Here is a 17572-nt window from a genome sequence, read left to right on the forward strand (position 1 = left end):
CCTATAAGGAATTTTATCAAGAGATTTGCGAATTAAAATATACACATATACGGCAACCATCTTGCTCTTGAATAGGAATATCCATATCATAAATTTCTCGTAATGCGACCGAATTAATAATCTCTTCAGTCCGTCCATTCTTGACTACTTTACCGTCTTTTAATGCAACTATCCGATCGGAATATACAGAGGCAAAATTAATATCATGCAACACAATGATGACGGTTTTTCCAAGATCGTCAACTAATTTACGAAGAATCTTCATAATTTGGACAGAGTGTTTCATATCCAAGTTATTCAACGGCTCATCAAGTAAGACATAATCGGTATCTTGTGCAATAACCATAGCAATAAAAGCTCGCTGCTTTTGCCCACCTGATAACTCGTCTAAAAACTTATCCTGCATGTCTGAAAGATTCATATAGTCAATTGCCTGATCAACAAATTTCTTATCAGCGTCATTTAATCTGCCTTTAGAATAGGGATATCTTCCAAACTCTACAAGATCTCTCACTGTTAACCTGACATTAATATGATTGGCTTGCTTTAAAATCGAAACGCGCTTCGCAAATTCATTAGACTTCCATTTCTTCACATCATTTTGATCAAGCAATACCTCTCCTGTATCTGCTTCTAACAATCTACTCACCATCGAAAGAAGTGTTGATTTTCCTGCACCATTCGGTCCGATAAAAGAAGTAATGGTCCCTGGCTGAATTGTCACTGTAACGTCTTCAACAACAGGTTTTTTATTAAAACGTTTCGTTAATCCTTTTATTTCAATCATCCGGCTGACCTACTTTCTTTTAATAATAAATAGATGAAGTAAATACCACCAATAAAGTTAATGATAACACTTAATGTTGTCTTCAATTCAAATACATGCTCAACCAGGAATTGTCCTCCGACTAAGGCGATGATACTAATTAAACTAGCACCAAGTATGAGCGTAGAGTGCTTATATGACGATAAAAATTGATAAGACAAGTTAGCAACAATCAGTCCAAAGAATGTAATTGGTCCAACTAACGCAGTAGAAGTGGCAATCAAGACTGATGATAGAATTAATACATTCATAACCATACGATCATAGTTAATGCCCAGGTTAATCGCATTTTCACGCCCAAGCGACATAACATCCAATTTATCCATAATGAAATATCCGTATATAAAAGCAACTAATAGTATGCCAAAAGCAATTAGTAATAAGTCTGCTTTTACATTTGTAAAACTTGCAAATAACTTGCTTTGTAAACTTAAATATTCAACAGGATCAATCATTACTTGTAAGAATGTCACCAAGCTACCAAGTAGTGTACCAATAATCATCCCAATTAATAAAAGTAAGTAAATCGGGTGTTTATCAGCTCTGAATAAGAAGCGGTATAACAATAAGGCAAAAATGACCATGGCACAAATGGCTGCACCAAAATTCAAATACTTGTTTAATACCCATATCGACATCGAACCCGCAAAGAAGTAAATCAACGTCTGAACCACTTCATACATGGAATCGATTCCCATCACAGAAGGAGTTAAGATTCGATTATTAGTGATTGTTTGGAATACAACTGTAGAATAAGCAATTGCAACACCGGTAACCACCATAGCTGCCACACGAATCATACGCCTTGGGAAAGCATAATCAAACCCACCTTTTATATCGTAAAAACCGTACAGTAAAATACAAACGATAGATATGACTGCCAAAACGATTAATTTCGTACTATTTTTTCGCATATGCTCTCCCCCTAAATAACATAATTAAGAAGATGACACTACCGATTACCGCAACTGTTACGTTCACCGGTATCTCATAAGGGTGGATCACAATGCGCCCAATAATATCACAGATTAATAAGAACACAACGCCTAAAAGAGCCGTATGTGGAATCGTTTTTCGGAGATTATCTCCCATATATAAAGACACAATATTAGGTACAATTAAGCCTAAAAATGGAATGACACCGACAGTTAGTACAACAGTCGTAGCAATGATAGCAACAAGGATGAGACCGATATTTAAAACCCATTTATAGCTCAACCCTAAATTTTTCGCAAATTCTTCTCCCATACCTGCAACAGTAAATTTATTAGCATATAAATACGCTAAAATGAATACAGGTATACTTACATATAAAAGTTCATAACGGCCAGAGATTACTAGAGTAAAGCTCCCCATTAACCATGAAGATATATTTTGTAGAACATCCGCTTCATACGCAAAAAAAGTGGTAACAGAAGACAAAATATTCCCGTACATAATTCCAATTAGAGGAACAAATATAACATCTTTAAATTTGATACGATCAAGTATTTGCATAAATACCATCGTACCGACAAGCGCAAAGGCAAAGCTAAAAAGAACTTGCTGAGTATACGTTACGTTTGTAAAGAATAGCATGGAAATCATAATACCTAGCTTAGCAGCATCTAACGTTCCCGCTGTTGTCGGGGAAACAAATTTATTTCTACTCAAACTTTGCATAATCAAACCAGCGATACTCATTCCTGCACCAGCCAAAATAATCGCTATTAATCTAGGTACTCGACTAATCAGGAAAATTTGTGTTTCATCAGACTCCCAATCTAGCAAATCCATTGGTTTAATATCAATAGCACCGATAAATAGTGATATAAATGACAGGACTATAGCTGCAACGATCAACATCCATATTCTCATATGTAAACCTCATTATCTGTTTATTCTCATCATGACAACTGAAAATGATTATCAATCTAAGTCCATTTATTATTATATAGTATAAAAAAACCTAAAACAACCGCGAATTCCCATAGAAAGGAGGAATGGTTTGATAAATGTAAATTTAAATAGGCATGTATATTACTATTTCGGAAAAAGAATACATATTGCAGATTTAAATCTATATACAATACTATAGTCGTACGCCTATTTATTGAAATTTTTTTGGTACATCACTTACTTAAGCAGGATTTTTTCAAAGGATGGATGTACTTAGGGGCTTTTTCGTAAGATTGGTTCGTGGATAAGTTTGAGCTCTCTGTGAAGCGAGGCGGGTGTCCAACTAAAACGCTTAACCAGTGTAGCAATTGCTCCTCTACAACTTTTCCGTCACAAAAAATCGAGTGCCAAATCCTAAACAAACTTACAGCCCTCATTGACCTAAACAAAAACGCCGAAACACATTCATCACTAGTTGAAGGTGAAATGTGTTTCGGAGCCTAATTGGTAGCAACAACTATATGATATACCTTTTAATGGCCATACCTATTTCACCAATAAGTTGTTTACCAATCAATTGATTAGGTAAATTGGCTGTTAAAATAGCTGCATGCACATACTTATTTTCATGATAAAAATACGCACAATCGTGTTGAATACCTAGTAGTGAGCCACTTTTACTTCCATAGCTAACCTTAGAGTAGCTCTCTTCCTCTAACTCTGCCGTCAATAATGTGAATTGTTGTTTCGTCATGATCTGATCCATAATTATGAAGCTTTCCTTCGCCCATCGCTGCTTGTTTTTCAATACTTTAAGCAATTGAACCATATCGTAAGCACTTGTTACATTATTTATGCCTTTTTCAATCGCTTGAAAGTCCATCATTTTTCTGTTTAAACACGTTTGTTCTAAACCTAAGCTTTCAATCAAACGATTGATTGTCTCCATCCCCAATCGCTCAATGATCCAATTTGTTGCACTATTATCTGAGACAATCATCATCAATGTCAGTATGTCTTGCCATGTAAAGGAAGAATTCGATGATAGAGCAGACAATACCCCTGCCCCGTCTACGAGAATTCCCCCCTTTACTTCTTCTTCCAAGTGCAAGCGACCTTTTTCCACTTCATTAAATGCTGTTAATAAAATGGGCACCTTTATTAAGCTGGCTGATGAAAACACTTGATGGGGATTGACTGATAAAATACCTTCATCTGTTTCTATATGTACAGCTGCATCTATACGATGTTGCTGTAATAACGCTTCAACAACCTGTTTCATTAACTCAAATTTATTCATGATTCTCTCGATGCCGCTGCTTGCTTACCATTCTTACCGTCTTGAATGTCTTCATTATATAAGTGGCAAGCGACAAAATGTTTATCATCCACTTCTTGCCAAACAGGAGCTTGTGTCGCACAGACTTCCATAGCATGTGGACATCTCGTCCGAAACACACAGCCACTCGGTGGATTGACTGGACTTGGCAGTTCTCCTTTTAAAATAATTCGTTCCCGCCTATCCTCTACATCAGGATCAGGTATAGGGATTGCTGATAGAAGTGCTTGCGTATATGGGTGTAAAGGTTTCTGATAAAGGTTTTCACTTGAAGTTAACTCTACTAAATGACCTAAATACATCACACCGATTCGATCACTAATATGCTTAACCATGGACAAATCATGGGCGATAAAAAGGTAGGTTAAGCCTTTTTTCTTTTGTAAATCTTTTAATAGATTCACAACTTGCGCTTGTACAGATACATCTAATGCTGAGATAGGTTCATCAGCAATAATAAATTCTGGATCCAAAGAGAGTGCTCTAGCAATACCAATCCTTTGCCGTTGTCCCCCACTAAATTCATGAGGATAGCGGTTTGCATGATCTCGATTTAACCCGACATCCTCAAGTAATTGATACACCCGTTCTAGTCGTTCTTTTCTATTTTGATAAAGTCCTTGAACTTCCATCGGTTCAGAAATAATCTCTTGTACAGTTGAACGAGGATTTAATGACGCATATGGATCTTGGAAAATCATTTGCATTTTGCGATGGAATTGAAATTTCTCTCTTTCATTCATATCATGAATATTTTTACCACCATATAAAACCTCTCCATCCGTACGATCATATAAGCCAATGATTGTTCTGCCTGCCGTCGATTTACCACAACCTGACTCGCCAACAATCCCGAAAGTTTCTCCTTTTTTTATGTCAAAAGAAACGCCATCAACAGCTTTTAATACGCGATCTTTCCCTAATTGAAAATGCTTCTTTAATTGTTGGACCGATAATATCGTTTCAGCTTGCATGTGAATCTTCCCCTTTTTTCCAAAAACGCCTTGCTGCCATTAATTCTTTCTCGTATACTGTCCCCGCCAGTGGGATAATCTCAACATTCTTTCCCGTCTTTGGTGAATGCAGCAATTTACCATCCCCATAATAAATACCGACATGGTGCAGTGCTCCTTTCCCTTCTTCATAAGCGAAGAATAGAAGGTCACCTCGTTGTAAGGAATCAAGCGAAACTTCTTCGCCTTCAACAGATTGATCATGCGCATCTCTTGGTATGATGACACCATTCGCTTTACACGCAGTATAACTTAATCCAGAACAATCATAACCGTAGCTACTCATCCCACCCCAAAAATACGGTAAGTCGAGAAATTGTTCAGCTGCTTCAATCACTTTCTCACCATCTTTCACTGACCAATCAGATCGAGAAGAAAAAATTTCAACGTCACTCCGCTCTAAAACCCCTTCCCCGTCAGGTGTTTGTACACGAACCAACTCACCTTTTTCTGAAATAAATGGTAAGATTGTTAAGTAACTTAGCGTGAGCACTTGATTTGTTTTCGTTAATTGGGCTTTTTCCGCAGTGACCACAGCAATCGGCCCTTGTATGACATCCCAGTTTTCACAAGCTACCATTTGACATTTCGGTACCCAACCAGGGTAACCACCACTATGTTTGGAGGAAGGCTGAGTCGGTACAACCACATGAAACCATTCATCTGTCTCTTCTAACACGACGACTTCTTCACCATATAAAAGTTGTGATTGTACGAGATTGGCATCACATAGCTCTAAAGCTTTCTCGTAATCTAGTGATGCAATCCAAGCATCAAGATCAGGATTTTCCTTGATACCTTTCTCATCTATTACTCTAGGAGATTGGGCATTCGTCCATAACGTAGCGACAGGAACATTCGTAATCCATTTATTTGCCAAGAGAGACCCCTCCTTTAATATCTACATCTCTAATGCCTAAACCCGATTCGTTAGGAAATGTGATCTTTTTGCTTTTATATTGAATACCACCATCGACGATATCTTTCGCCATCATTAATGGGGCATCAAAGTCAAATCGCGTAATATTTCTTTTGCTTGCAGCAAAATGAGCGGCAGCAGTAATACCTACTTTCGTTTCAATCATGCTACCAACCATGCATTCTATCCCGCTCGCTTCTGCCAATTGATTGATCATCTGCGCCTGATAAATCCCACCAGCCTTCATCAGCTTAATATTAATTAAATCTGCACTACGGTTTTTTACGACTTCCAACGCTTGCCTCGGTGTAAAAATACTTTCATCGGCCATGATTAATGTATCAACATGATCTGTTACTTGTTTTAAGCCGTCGATATCCCAAGCTTTCACTGGTTGCTCAACTAACTCAATGCCTAAATCTAAATCTTCCAGTTTTCGAATAGCAAAAATGGCTTCCTTCTTGCCCCATCCTTGATTAGCATCTAGTCTTAACTTAATCTTATTACCAATTCTACGGCGCACCTCTTTAATACGCTCAATATCAGTGGCAATACTATCTTTTCCTACCTTGATTTTTAATACATCAAACCCTTGTTGCACATAGTTTACAGCATCTTCTCCCATTTCCTCTGGGCCATTTACACTTACTGTATAATCGGTTTCTATTTCATGCGTATATCCACCTAAAAATTGGTAGAGTGGTAACTTACATAATTGTGATAAGCAATCATAGATAGCCATATCGATTGCTGCCTTTGCACTTGCATTACCAACTATTGCCGTTTGGACGGTCGAAAGCATTTGTTCATATTGGGAAAAATCCTTATTCATTAGATTCGGTGCCATCACTTCGTTAATAGCCGCTTCAATACTTCCCATCGTATCACCTGTAATGACAGCTGTTGGTGGCGCTTCTCCCCAACCCACTATTCCGTTATCACATATTATTTTGATAATGACACTATCAGCTGTATAAACTGTGCGCAGCGCGGTTTTAAATGGCTTTATGAGTGGTATAGCTACGCGATGTGTCTCAATTCTTTTGATTTTCATATTTGACATCCACCTTTATAAAACTCCATGTTCAATCGTTAAATCTTGTGTATCGGCATTAAGTTTTGCAGGCACACCAAGCGGTAAAGAGAAATGCGGTGTACAATGACCAATCATGAAGCCTTTAACTGCTGGCTTTCCGATAAGTTTAAAATAGTGATCTAACACTTCATCCAGTGATAATGATTGTTCTCTTTCAGGCGTACAATGCTTAAAATTCCCAATAACGAATCCGGCTGCTTGTTGGAGCTTCCCGGCCATATATAATTGATTCAGCATGCGGTCAATCGCTCTCGGCTCTTCATGAATATCTTCGATTAAGATAATTTTATCCTTCGTATCAATCTCAAATGCAGTTCCTATTGTGCTAGTAAGCAAACACAGATTACCACCGACAATGTCACCTTCTGCTACTCCTGAAACGATTGTCTCAAGACTCCCCAATGTCTTCGGATAAATCCTATCTTCTGGTTCCATTATTTGCTTCATAAAAGACTTTGATAACGTTTGATCCTCTTGCTCTGAGCCGATATCTGATGCTAACATCGGTCCATGAAAAGTAACTAATCCTGTCTTTTGTCGAATAGCTGTATGGAGAAAAGTAATATCACTATAGCCCCAGAAAACCTTTGGATTTTCAGCGATCATATGATAATCAATATCACCAGCGATTCTAGCTGTTCCATAGCCACCTCCTGCACAGATAATGGCTTTGACTTCCTTATCAGCAAACATCGTATGTAAATCTTTTAATCTATTCTCATTCGGTCCAGCTAAATAACCGTATTGCTCAAAGAGCGACTGGCCGAGCTTTATTTTCAATCCTAATTCTTTCTCTAAAAAAGCAAATGAACGTTTTAAGTTTTCTTGGTTTGGTGGGCTTGCAGGTGCGATTACTCCGACTGTATCCCCCATACGTAATCTAGCCGGTTTGATGATCATTTCCCCACATCCTTTTCATTGACATTACTTCAATATATGCGTATCTGTATTCGGTTATTTCATTACTACATATCAACACAAGCAATCTTTCATGCGTGATTAGGCAAAACTAGACATCAATCTATTTATTTCTCAGGAAATATTGTCGAAGTATAAGAGCTTTTTCACCTTTCATTTCCTTACTATAAGGGAAGAGTGAACCCCCGAAAGGGCTCACCTAACCTTAAAATATCATATCTTAATGAAACTACTTTTTATCTGCCCATTTCAATTCGATATAGCCTACTGGATGGCGAACAATACCAGTTACATCTTCATTTTGTAAATACACTTGATTGTAGAAATGAATCGGCATAATCGGCATTTCTTCAAAAAGGATTTTCTCTGCTTCATACATCATTTCAAAACGCTTTTCTTCATTTGCTTCGTTCTTAGCATCTTTAATCAATTTGTCATATTCTTCATTAGACCAACCTGTACGGTTCATAGAATGTCCTGTTTGGAAATTTTCTAGGAAGTTAATGGGATCGGCATAGTCAGCTAAGAAAGAACTTCTAGAGAATTGAAACTTAAGGGCTGTTTGCTCTTCTGAAAAGACATTCCATTCCATATTCGCCAATTTCACATTCACATCTAAGTTTTCTTTAAGCATTTGTTGGATCGCTTCTGCCATTTTTTTGTGATTCTCACTTGTGCTATAAGTTAACGTGACTTCAGGAAGGGTATCATATCCTTCTTCTTCCATTCCTTTTGCTAAAAGCGCCTTCGCTTCCTCAAGATTAGTTTCTACCAGATTTCCACCAGCTTCACGGAAATCCTTACCTGATGGATCTTTAAACCCTGGGGATACAAATCCATACGCTGGCTCTTCACCATTTTTTGTGACGTAATCAACAATCTCTTGTTGATTGATTGCCATGACAAACGCCTTACGAATATTCACATTTTGGAATGGTTCCATCGTTACATTAAAACGGTAGAAATAATCTCCAGCCTGTTCGACCATTTGTGCAGAACCATCAGCAAATAATTCTTCGCTCAACTCCGCTGGAACAGCTGATGTATCAAGTTCACCAGTTTTATACATTTGATATTCTGTTGTTTCATCATCCACCATAGCCCAGTGAACTTTGTCTAACTTCACATTAGTTGCATCCCAATAGTTTTCATTTTTCTCCATTACAAAATGGCTATCATGTTGCCATTCTGTTAATTTGAAAGGTCCATTTGAAACATATGAATCAGCTTCTGCGAACCATTTTGGATTTTCTTCAGCTACTTTTTCATTAATCGGGAAGAACGCCGGATTCGTGATAACGCTCAAGAAGTAAGCTTGTGGACTTGTTAATGTTACTTCGAATGTTTTTTCATCGACAGCCTTTACTTGAACATCATCTGCAGAACCATCTCCGTTATTAAAAGCTTCTCCACCTTCAATGAAATAACCTAAAAACGCGGCAGCCGAACCAGTATCTGGGTTTAGTAGCCTTTTCCACGCATAAACGAAATCGCCCGCTGTTACATCATCGCCATTAGACCATTTCGCATCGTCTCTTAAATGGAATGTATAAACTTTACCATCCTCAGAAACATCCCATTTCTCAGCAATTGCTGGAGCTGGTTGGTGATCTTCTCCTAATCTTGTTAAGCCTTCCATCAAGTTATTCAATGCCGACCAAGAGACACTATCAAAACCGATTGGCGGGTCAAAAGAAGTCGGTTCTTGGGCATTATTCATATACAATACTTTTTCTGCCGCCTCTTCTCCTCCTCCAGTTTCACCATCTGTTTCCTTCCCTGCCTCCTCATTCGCTGTACAAGCAGATAGAACAAGAGTGAAAACTAGTAATAATACAAGTGAGAATAGCTTCTTCATCATATTTCCCCCTTCATCTTTTTAAAATTATATATTTTCAGCCATTTCAGCTGATAAATATTCATACTGCTTACTTGACCATCATTTTTAATTTTTGTGCCCTTTCGTCTTGCAACCAACAATCAACCTTATGTGTATTGGAAAGTTGCTTTTCACGCGGAATAACCTTATCACATACTTCCATAGCAAAATCACATCTTGCTGTAAATGGACAACCAACCGGTGGTGAAAATAAATCGGGTGGTGAACCTAAAATAGGAACCAGCTCCCCACCAATGAGATCGAGTCGCGGCACAGATTGCAACAACCCTTTCGTATAAGGATGCTGGGGCTGATAAAAAATTTCTCTCCTTGTGCCTTCCTCAACAATTTTACCAGCATACATCACGGCAATGCGGTCAGCTACTTGGGCGACAACACCTAAATCATGTGTAATCAAAATAATAGATACATCCGTCTTCTTTTGTATTTCTTTAAATAAATCGAGTATTTGTGCTTGGATTGTTACATCCAAAGCTGTTGTTGGTTCATCAGCAATAAGAATTTCCGGCTCGCATACTAGGGCAATGGCAATCATCAGCCGTTGTCTCATCCCCCCACTAAATTCATGAGGGTAGTTCTTCATACGCATTTCTGCATCAGGAATACCGACGAGGTTCAACATATCCAGTGCTCGTTTTCTCGCCTTTTCTTTCGTTGAGCCATCATGTTGTATAATTCCTTCTATTAGTTGCTTTCCTACAGTTAATGTCGGGTTTAATGCCGTCATCGGATCTTGGAAAATCATTGAAATATCCTTTCCGCGTACAGTTCTCATTTCTTTTTCCGAGATATTCACGAGGTCTTTATTTTTAAACCGAATCGCACCAGACGCAATCTTTCCTGGTGGTGAAGGGATGAGCCTCATAATACTTTGTGAGGTCACACTTTTCCCACAACCTGATTCACCAACAATGGCTAATGTTTCTCCTTTATTTAAGTCGAAGGTAACACCTCTTACCGCTTTTACTTCTCCGCCATACGTCTTAAACGTGACATGCAGATCTTCCACTTCAAGTATTTTCTCCATGTTTGTTACCTCCTTAACTTAGGATCCAAAGCGTCTTGCAAACCATCACCTAGCACATTAAATGAAAACATCGTTAAACTAATAAATAGCGCTGGGAAGAACAGTCTCCACCAATCTCCAGTTAATATGGAAGTGAGTGCATCATTAGCCATCGAACCCCAACTAGCTAGTGGGGGTTGAATCCCTAAGCCTAAGAAACTAAGAAAGGCTTCAGCAAAAATAGCTGATGGAACTGTTAAAGTCATCTGAACGATTATCGGCCCCATTGTATTCGGAAGTAAGTTTTTGCGAATGATTCTCCCTGTTTTCGTACCAAAGGTTTTCGATGCCATCACAAATTCATAGTTTTTCACCTGAAGCACTTGCCCACGAACAATTCTTGCCATTCCTACCCAACCTGTTATCGATAGGGCAAAAATGATGGTGAATAATCCTGGTCCCATGACCACACTAATCAAAATCACGACTAACAAATAAGGAAGACCGTATAATACTTCAACAATCCGCATCATTACATTGTCTGTGCGTCCACCCTTATATCCAGCGATGCCGCCATAAGCAACACCGATGGCAAAGTCAATAAGTGCTGCAGCAAGACCAACAAATAAGGAAACTTGGGCTCCTTCCCACACACGAGTAAAAACATCTCTACCCAGTTCATCTGTCCCGAACCAAAATTCTGAAGATGGTGCTAAGTTTTGATTCGCTAGCATTTGTTCCGATCCATTATGAGGGGAAATCAACGGCCCCACAAAAGACATAATGGTTAAAAGAACAAGAAAAACGAGCCCTGACATTGCCAATTTATTCTTCAATAACCTTTTCCATGCATCTTGCCAGTAAGAAAGACTCGGTCTGACAACCGCTTCAGCTTTTCTTTCATCTTTTTCTTTTGGGGAAAACCAATCATCTGGAATATCTTGCATATATGTATCGTTTGTTTGCTTTTGTGTTTCCATCAGTTCCCCTCCTTTTTATGAAGCTTAATTCTAGGGTCTAATATGCCGTAAGCAATGTCGACAAGAAATAACATGATGATTAATATGGAGCTGTAAAACACGGTAGTCCCCATAATGACTGGATAGTCACGCGTATTGATACTTTCAACGAAATATTTCCCCATTCCCGGGATGGCAAATATCTTTTCAATCACAAATGTACCTGTAAGAATACTAGCAGCCAATGTACCTAGCACCGTCACTACTGGTAAAAGCGCATTCCGTAATGCATGCCTGAAAACAATCGTCACAGGTTTCAGACCTTTCGCTTTTGCTGTACGAATATAATCCTGTGTTAGCACTTCTAGCATGCTGGATCTTGTAAGTCGGGCAATAATTGCCATCGGGCCAGTTGCAAGCGCTAAAGTCGGTAGCACCATATGCATCGGACTCGACCATGTTGCAACAGGGAAAATCGGAAGGTTAACAGCAAGTTGCTGAATGAGCATGGTTGCCATCACAAAGTTCGGAATGGAAATACCTAACACAGCTACAGTCATGGCTAAGTAATCTATAAAGCCATTATGCCTAAGAGCGGCAATCACACCGAGGGTAATCCCAGATATAACGGCAACTATGAGGGTCACCATCCCTAATTCAAAAGAAACAGGAAAGCCCCGACCGAGCATATCATTAACCGATTGCGCCGGCTTTTTAATCGACGGGCCGAAATCAAAGGTAACGACAGATTGGATATAAGAAAAATACTGGACATATAGTGGTTCATCTAAATGATAGAATGCTTCTAAGTTTCTTTGTACTGCCTCACTTGTCGCACGTTCATTATTAAATGGCGAACCCGGTATAGCATGCATTAGAAAGAATGTAAGTGTGATGATTACCCATAAGGTGATGACCATCGCCCCGAGTCGTTTTCCAATGTACTTAAGCATAGACACACCTCCTTAGCAATATGATGTTCTCGAAGCTAATTCAGTCATGACAAGCATGGCACGATAAGCCTCTAAGATGTCTTTCGCTTGAAATTGGACAATGGTTGTTCCCTCTTCTAAATAAGTGCCAGGCATTAAGGCCGCCCACTCTGCTTGACCATAATTAGCAAATTCAATTTTAAGTACTGGGTTTTCGGGCGGGACAAGCGGTTTTACCCTTTCTTTATTTTCGATGGCTTGCACTGTCTTTTCTTTTAGTAATATCTCCGCCTTTGCTGGTGTCAGGGACTTCACCGCTGACCGGGTAATCGTTTCTTTCACTACCGCTGTCGTTATATGAGGAATCAAACTTTCTGCTTCTTTCGCTGCTTGGTCATCACCAGCCACCATAATGACAGGGACACCGTAGTATCCAGCGACATATGCATTGAACCCCAACTCTCCAACGACTACATCATTAATAAACATATTTCTCACATTAAAAAACATAGAATGCGACATTACACCCTTCATGGAAGCGCGGGCATGATATCCGACAAAAATTGCCCCAGCATAAGATTCATCTAAGCCTTCAACCATTGAATAGGGCTTCACATCACCTGTGATCAAACTTGTATCTGGATGGAGGTATTCAATCATCAAATTATTCATTTTTGAATGACTATCATTCACAAGCACCTCTTCAAAACCTTGATTGAAGGCCTCTGTGATCACATAGTTCGCCTCATCAGTCATAATTCTCCGACCGCGTTCATAGTTGTTTTTAGCTGAATCTACTTGAGTATGATCAGCAAGTCCTGTAATTCCTTCCATATCGACTGACACATATAATTTCATTTGGTCTCCTCCAGCTTATGTTTATTAGAAAATTGAAAATATTTTACAAATACCTTAAGTTCATCATTAGAAACTAAAAAAAATCCAACGACCAAGGCATAAAGAAAGAAGCCTTTAGTCGCTGGATTTTAACTGTGATAAACAGAAAAAGCAGCTATTTCGTTTTTAATTGGTTATATTTAATAAGTGCATTTCGATATGCAACCATAATGGCTTTCTGCGATGATCCAAAATATCTCGTTTCGATTTCATTTAATAAGAAGTCCGACTCCAACAAACTTTGCCCAACGAAAATAGATTGGATGAAAGCTGATGTTAAACTTATGGTTGATGAGCATTCAGCATCAATAATCTTCCCAGAATCTCGCTCAACCACAAAGGCAATAAAAAAACCATTGTATTGTTGCATAATTGCATTGTTAGAAGAGGTTTTACTCTCTCCAATAATATAGAGGGTATTTGGCGGAAACATTATTCTTCCTCCTAGCCAGTATGGATATTACATGAGGTGCTTATGTAAGAACATAAACATTCATTGTAATGCATAAGACCCTTACTTAGAATTGTAAACCATTCGTCCTATCTTTGACAATCAATTTTCAATATTTTTCTTAATATTTTTTTAATTTCGCCTTATTTATGTTAGATTATATAACATATGAAAGCGCCTTGTCTAGCAGGACTTTTCCCTCTATACTGCGCTCCCCGCCACCTTGAGCAAAAGTTTGATTACCGCCACCTTTACCTTTTATCTCTTGGAGCAACTTGCTACATATTTCCTTCATGCTAAAGTCCACTTGCGTTCCACTCGCACAAATACATTGTAGCTTCGTTTCCGTTTCATTAATAAACACGATAAGACTATTATCTTTCTCTGCTGTCATCCATTTGGCCATCCATTGCAATTCACTGATTGAACGATCAACAAAAACCTTACCAACAACCAAGCGGTCATCGATTGCCTTTGCTGTAGTCATTAATTGATGTGCTTCAAATTGCAAAAGTTGTTCTCTATTTCCTTCTAATTGCTTTTGTAGGCTTTTCATATCCAATAAAAGCTTCTTAATTGTTTGCGCTACGTCTTCCTCAGGTGCACTTAATAACTTGGTTGCTTCCTTCAAAACATTATTTTTCTCATGCAATTGCTGTAATACCCTTCCACCACAAACAAAGTAAATTCGCGTTTTCTTTTTATGTCTCTCTGTTCCGAGAATTTTAATCGCACTTACTTCACCAGTCGAAGAAGGATGTGTACCGCCACAGCCATTATAGTCAAATGATGGAATAATCACTAAGCGAATATGCTGAGAGACCGATGTTTCTTTGCGGAGTGGATACTTGTAAAGATCTTCTTTCTCTACCCACACTGTCTCTATTGCTCTGTTTTCAAGAATGATTTGATTCGCAACATTTTCCACCCGCTCGAGTTCTTCATCCGTTACATCCTCAATATCCAAATCTATTGAAACAATTTCTTTCCCTAAGTGAAAGCTAATCGTTTGAAATTGAAACGTTTCAGCAAATGCAGCTGAAAGAATATGCTGACCCGCATGCTGCTGCATATGATCGAAGCGACGGTGCCAATTTATTTCACCATCGACTTTCTCTCCCTTGTCTAACAACTGCGCCAAATAATGCCTAATCTCACCCTCTTTTTCTTCAACATTTATTACCTCTACACCATTTAACCATCCCTTATCAGCAGGTTGCCCACCACCGCTTGGATAAAATGCCGTTTCTTCTAACACGACGTAGCTACCTTCTGTATCTTTACCTACCTGCGAAATATTTGTTGTAAATGTTTGTATATAAGCATCATCATAAAATAACTTTTTCGTGAAATTCATTAGTCTATTCCCCCCAGCTTTTTTGCGAAATGTAAGTATTGACGTTGTATTTCTTCAGGGACCATACTACCACCTGTCCCCCATACGAGATGAGTAGCTTCACTCATATTAGTGATACCAACTTGTTCAGAGTACTTTGATTCAAGAATTTTTTTCGGACCTAAAAACCCCGCTAAGGCTGAAGGCTCCAAGAACATATCCTCCTCATCCTTTAGAAAATGCATCATTTCATATAACTCCCGGTCCGAAACAGTATAAACACCACTTATCGCTTTTTCTAACATATGACCAACCAATTGAGAGGGGCGCCCAACAGCAAGTCCATCCGCCTCTGTTTTCAACTCGATTCCAATATCCTGTACTGAAATCTTCTCATGCAAGCCTGTCCGTAAACCTAATAACATAGCAGGTGCGTGTGTCGGTTCAGCAAAGAAGCAATGCACATGCTCACCAAAGACCTGCTTCAAACCAAAGGTAATGCCCCCTGGCCCCCCACCTACCCCACAAGGTAAGTAGACAAATAATGGATGATCTTGACCAATGCTGATTTGCTTTTCTTCTAGCTGTTTTTTCAGACGAAAAGCAGCCACTGCATAGCCAAGAAAAAGATGCTCAGAATGTTCATCATCTATAAAATACATGGTCGGATTGCTCTCTGCTTGTCTTCTCCCTTCAGCTACGGCCGCGCTAAAATCTGAAGTATGCTCGATGACTTGTACACCTTTTTGCTTCAACAAATCCTTCTTCCACTTTTTCGCCTCACTCGACATATGTACATACACGCGAAAACCAAGTTTGGCACCCATTATGCCGATACTTAAACCAAGATTACCTGTAGAACCAACAGCTATACTATACTGTGAAAAAAATGCCTGCTCATTAAATAATTTGCTATAATCATCAGTAAGGTTTAGAATCCCTTCAGATAAAGCAAGGTGTTCTGCATGCTTTAATACTTCATATATCCCACCTCTGGCTTTAATAGATCCAGATATAGGAAGTTCATTATCTGCCTTTAGCAGTAAGTCTCCTTTGACATTTACATGTTTTTCCTTCATATTGAACAATGTGAGTAGAGGAGATTCAATGATACCCTTCTGCTTGCTTGTTTCAGGAAAAGCTTTCGCAATATATGGAGCAAACCTTTCTAAACGTTTTATTGCGTCTTCAACATGGACAATTGATAAAGAACCACGAATCGTAGAATCATATTGTTGATTCAACCATAATAATGGTTCATATTTTACTAACTTTTTAATAAGTGGATCATTTGCTAATAACTGTTGTATTTGATTATTCATCATATCCTATACACCTTCTTATTATTACGCTTTATCCTTATTTTGGCGGAACTTTAGTGGTTTTGTCGAGTGTAATTGTAAAACTCCAGAAAGGAAGAATCCCCATGACTACATTTAAAAAAATGAATCTGCTGAGCCTATTTTATGCACTCATCGCTTATTTCCCCATCCTACTTTCGAGCAATGTTAATAGAATCAGTCGATGGACAGGCATAAATGTCAGTATGGTTATCATTATTAGTAATACACTTATTTTGATTATTCTTCTATTAGGCACTGCCTATATTTTTCATTTAACTACAAAATGGCTGCACCATAAAAAAATAAGGTTTTTTACCAGCATAACATGGATTCCTTTCTTTTCCATCTTGATGCTTATCACTGCACTATTCTTACCGTTTTCAATGACAATCGAAGCACCTAACCCAGTTACCAGTACCATCATTCTTATTTGTGTCATGCTTTACCCTATATACATATTAATTGTTAATGGATTCATCGCCATGACTCAATCATCTGAACAACCTTTAGTAGATAAAGTGAAGTAAAGGTATTTTACTAGCATCAAGGAAAAATTGATTCACAAAGAGTTGTACATATCTTGTGTTACAGCCCTTTTGTGAACGATTTTTCTGTACTGAATCTCCCCATTAATGAAGGGAGCTAATCTGTTCCACAAAGTGATACTACGATTTCGATTAATTCATTTTCCAATTACGCAAAACTCCCCTCCTCTTTTTCATCAAACCAATCACTTTTTAGCCAATGCAAAAAAAACCA

At 38.5% G+C, this 17572-nt stretch carries 17 protein-coding genes; 1 reads left to right on the plus strand and 16 read right to left on the minus strand.

Annotated elements, in window-relative coordinates; translation table 11 throughout:
* Positions 1-16: 16 nt before the first annotated feature.
* The 16 genes from H9655_RS10185 to H9655_RS10260 form a co-directional block, all read right to left on the minus strand.
* Positions 17-787, minus strand: coding sequence for an iron ABC transporter ATP-binding protein (locus H9655_RS10185; RefSeq protein ID WP_191813575.1), 771 nt, complete (start codon positions 785-787; stop codon positions 17-19).
* The gene (locus tag H9655_RS10190) at positions 784-1740 is read right to left on the minus strand and encodes an iron chelate uptake ABC transporter family permease subunit (RefSeq protein WP_191813577.1); all 957 of its coding nucleotides are present in this window, start codon (positions 1738-1740) and stop codon (positions 784-786) included. Before H9655_RS10190 ends, H9655_RS10185 begins: the two co-directional genes overlap by 4 nt.
* Complete coding sequence (locus H9655_RS10195) at positions 1727-2683, minus strand: ABC transporter permease (RefSeq protein ID WP_191813579.1); 957 nt, start codon at positions 2681-2683, stop codon at positions 1727-1729. Before H9655_RS10195 ends, H9655_RS10190 begins: the two co-directional genes overlap by 14 nt.
* Positions 2684-3221: 538 nt before the next feature.
* On the minus strand, positions 3222-4004 hold the full coding sequence (locus H9655_RS10200; protein WP_191813581.1) for a serine hydrolase: 783 nt from the start codon (positions 4002-4004) through the stop codon (positions 3222-3224).
* A complete protein-coding gene (locus H9655_RS10205) occupies positions 4001-5017 on the minus strand; it encodes an ABC transporter ATP-binding protein (protein ID WP_191813583.1) in 1017 nt (338 codons plus the stop codon). The genes H9655_RS10200 and H9655_RS10205 overlap by 4 nt, the downstream gene beginning before the upstream one ends.
* On the minus strand, positions 5007-5936 hold the full coding sequence (locus H9655_RS10210; protein WP_225230557.1) for a C40 family peptidase: 930 nt from the start codon (positions 5934-5936) through the stop codon (positions 5007-5009). The genes H9655_RS10205 and H9655_RS10210 overlap by 11 nt, the downstream gene beginning before the upstream one ends.
* Positions 5926-7029, minus strand: coding sequence for a dipeptide epimerase (locus tag H9655_RS10215; protein WP_191813585.1), 1104 nt, complete (start codon positions 7027-7029; stop codon positions 5926-5928). Before H9655_RS10215 ends, H9655_RS10210 begins: the two co-directional genes overlap by 11 nt.
* A 15-nt stretch (positions 7030-7044) precedes the next feature.
* A complete protein-coding gene (locus H9655_RS10220; protein ID WP_191813587.1) occupies positions 7045-7971 on the minus strand; it encodes a S66 peptidase family protein in 927 nt (308 codons plus the stop codon).
* A 247-nt stretch (positions 7972-8218) separates the two neighbouring features.
* Entirely contained in the window at positions 8219-9847 is a 1629-nt protein-coding gene (locus tag H9655_RS10225; RefSeq protein ID WP_191813589.1) for a peptide ABC transporter substrate-binding protein, read from the minus strand.
* Positions 9848-9917: 70 nt separating this feature from the next.
* The gene (locus H9655_RS10230) at positions 9918-10916 is read right to left on the minus strand and encodes an ABC transporter ATP-binding protein (protein ID WP_191813591.1); all 999 of its coding nucleotides are present in this window, start codon (positions 10914-10916) and stop codon (positions 9918-9920) included.
* A gap of 5 nt (positions 10917-10921) precedes the next feature.
* On the minus strand, positions 10922-11875 hold the full coding sequence (locus tag H9655_RS10235; RefSeq protein WP_318245469.1) for an ABC transporter permease: 954 nt from the start codon (positions 11873-11875) through the stop codon (positions 10922-10924).
* Positions 11875-12807, minus strand: a complete 933-nt coding sequence (locus H9655_RS10240) for an ABC transporter permease (protein ID WP_191813593.1) — start codon at positions 12805-12807, stop codon at positions 11875-11877. The genes H9655_RS10235 and H9655_RS10240 overlap by 1 nt, the downstream gene beginning before the upstream one ends.
* Before the next feature lie 12 nt (positions 12808-12819).
* Positions 12820-13644, minus strand: a complete 825-nt coding sequence (locus tag H9655_RS10245) for a M55 family metallopeptidase (RefSeq protein ID WP_191813595.1) — start codon at positions 13642-13644, stop codon at positions 12820-12822.
* A 154-nt stretch (positions 13645-13798) separates the two neighbouring features.
* Positions 13799-14116 (minus strand): DUF3870 domain-containing protein, encoded by a 318-nt coding sequence (locus H9655_RS10250; RefSeq protein WP_191813597.1) that lies wholly within the window; start codon positions 14114-14116, stop codon positions 13799-13801.
* Between the two features lie 175 nt (positions 14117-14291).
* Complete coding sequence (locus H9655_RS10255) at positions 14292-15491, minus strand: alanyl-tRNA editing protein (RefSeq protein WP_191813599.1); 1200 nt, start codon at positions 15489-15491, stop codon at positions 14292-14294.
* A complete protein-coding gene (locus H9655_RS10260; protein WP_318245470.1) occupies positions 15491-16795 on the minus strand; it encodes a D-serine ammonia-lyase in 1305 nt (434 codons plus the stop codon). Before H9655_RS10260 ends, H9655_RS10255 begins: the two co-directional genes overlap by 1 nt.
* Before the next feature lie 101 nt (positions 16796-16896).
* Between H9655_RS10260 and H9655_RS10265 the strand changes: the two genes are divergently transcribed.
* The gene (locus tag H9655_RS10265) at positions 16897-17340 is read left to right on the plus strand and encodes a hypothetical protein (RefSeq protein WP_191813601.1); all 444 of its coding nucleotides are present in this window, start codon (positions 16897-16899) and stop codon (positions 17338-17340) included.
* Positions 17341-17572: the final 232 nt, after the last annotated feature.

The organism is Cytobacillus stercorigallinarum, from assembly GCF_014836495.1.
GTDB classification, from domain to species: Bacteria; Bacillota; Bacilli; order Bacillales; family Cytobacillaceae; genus Cytobacillus; species Cytobacillus stercorigallinarum.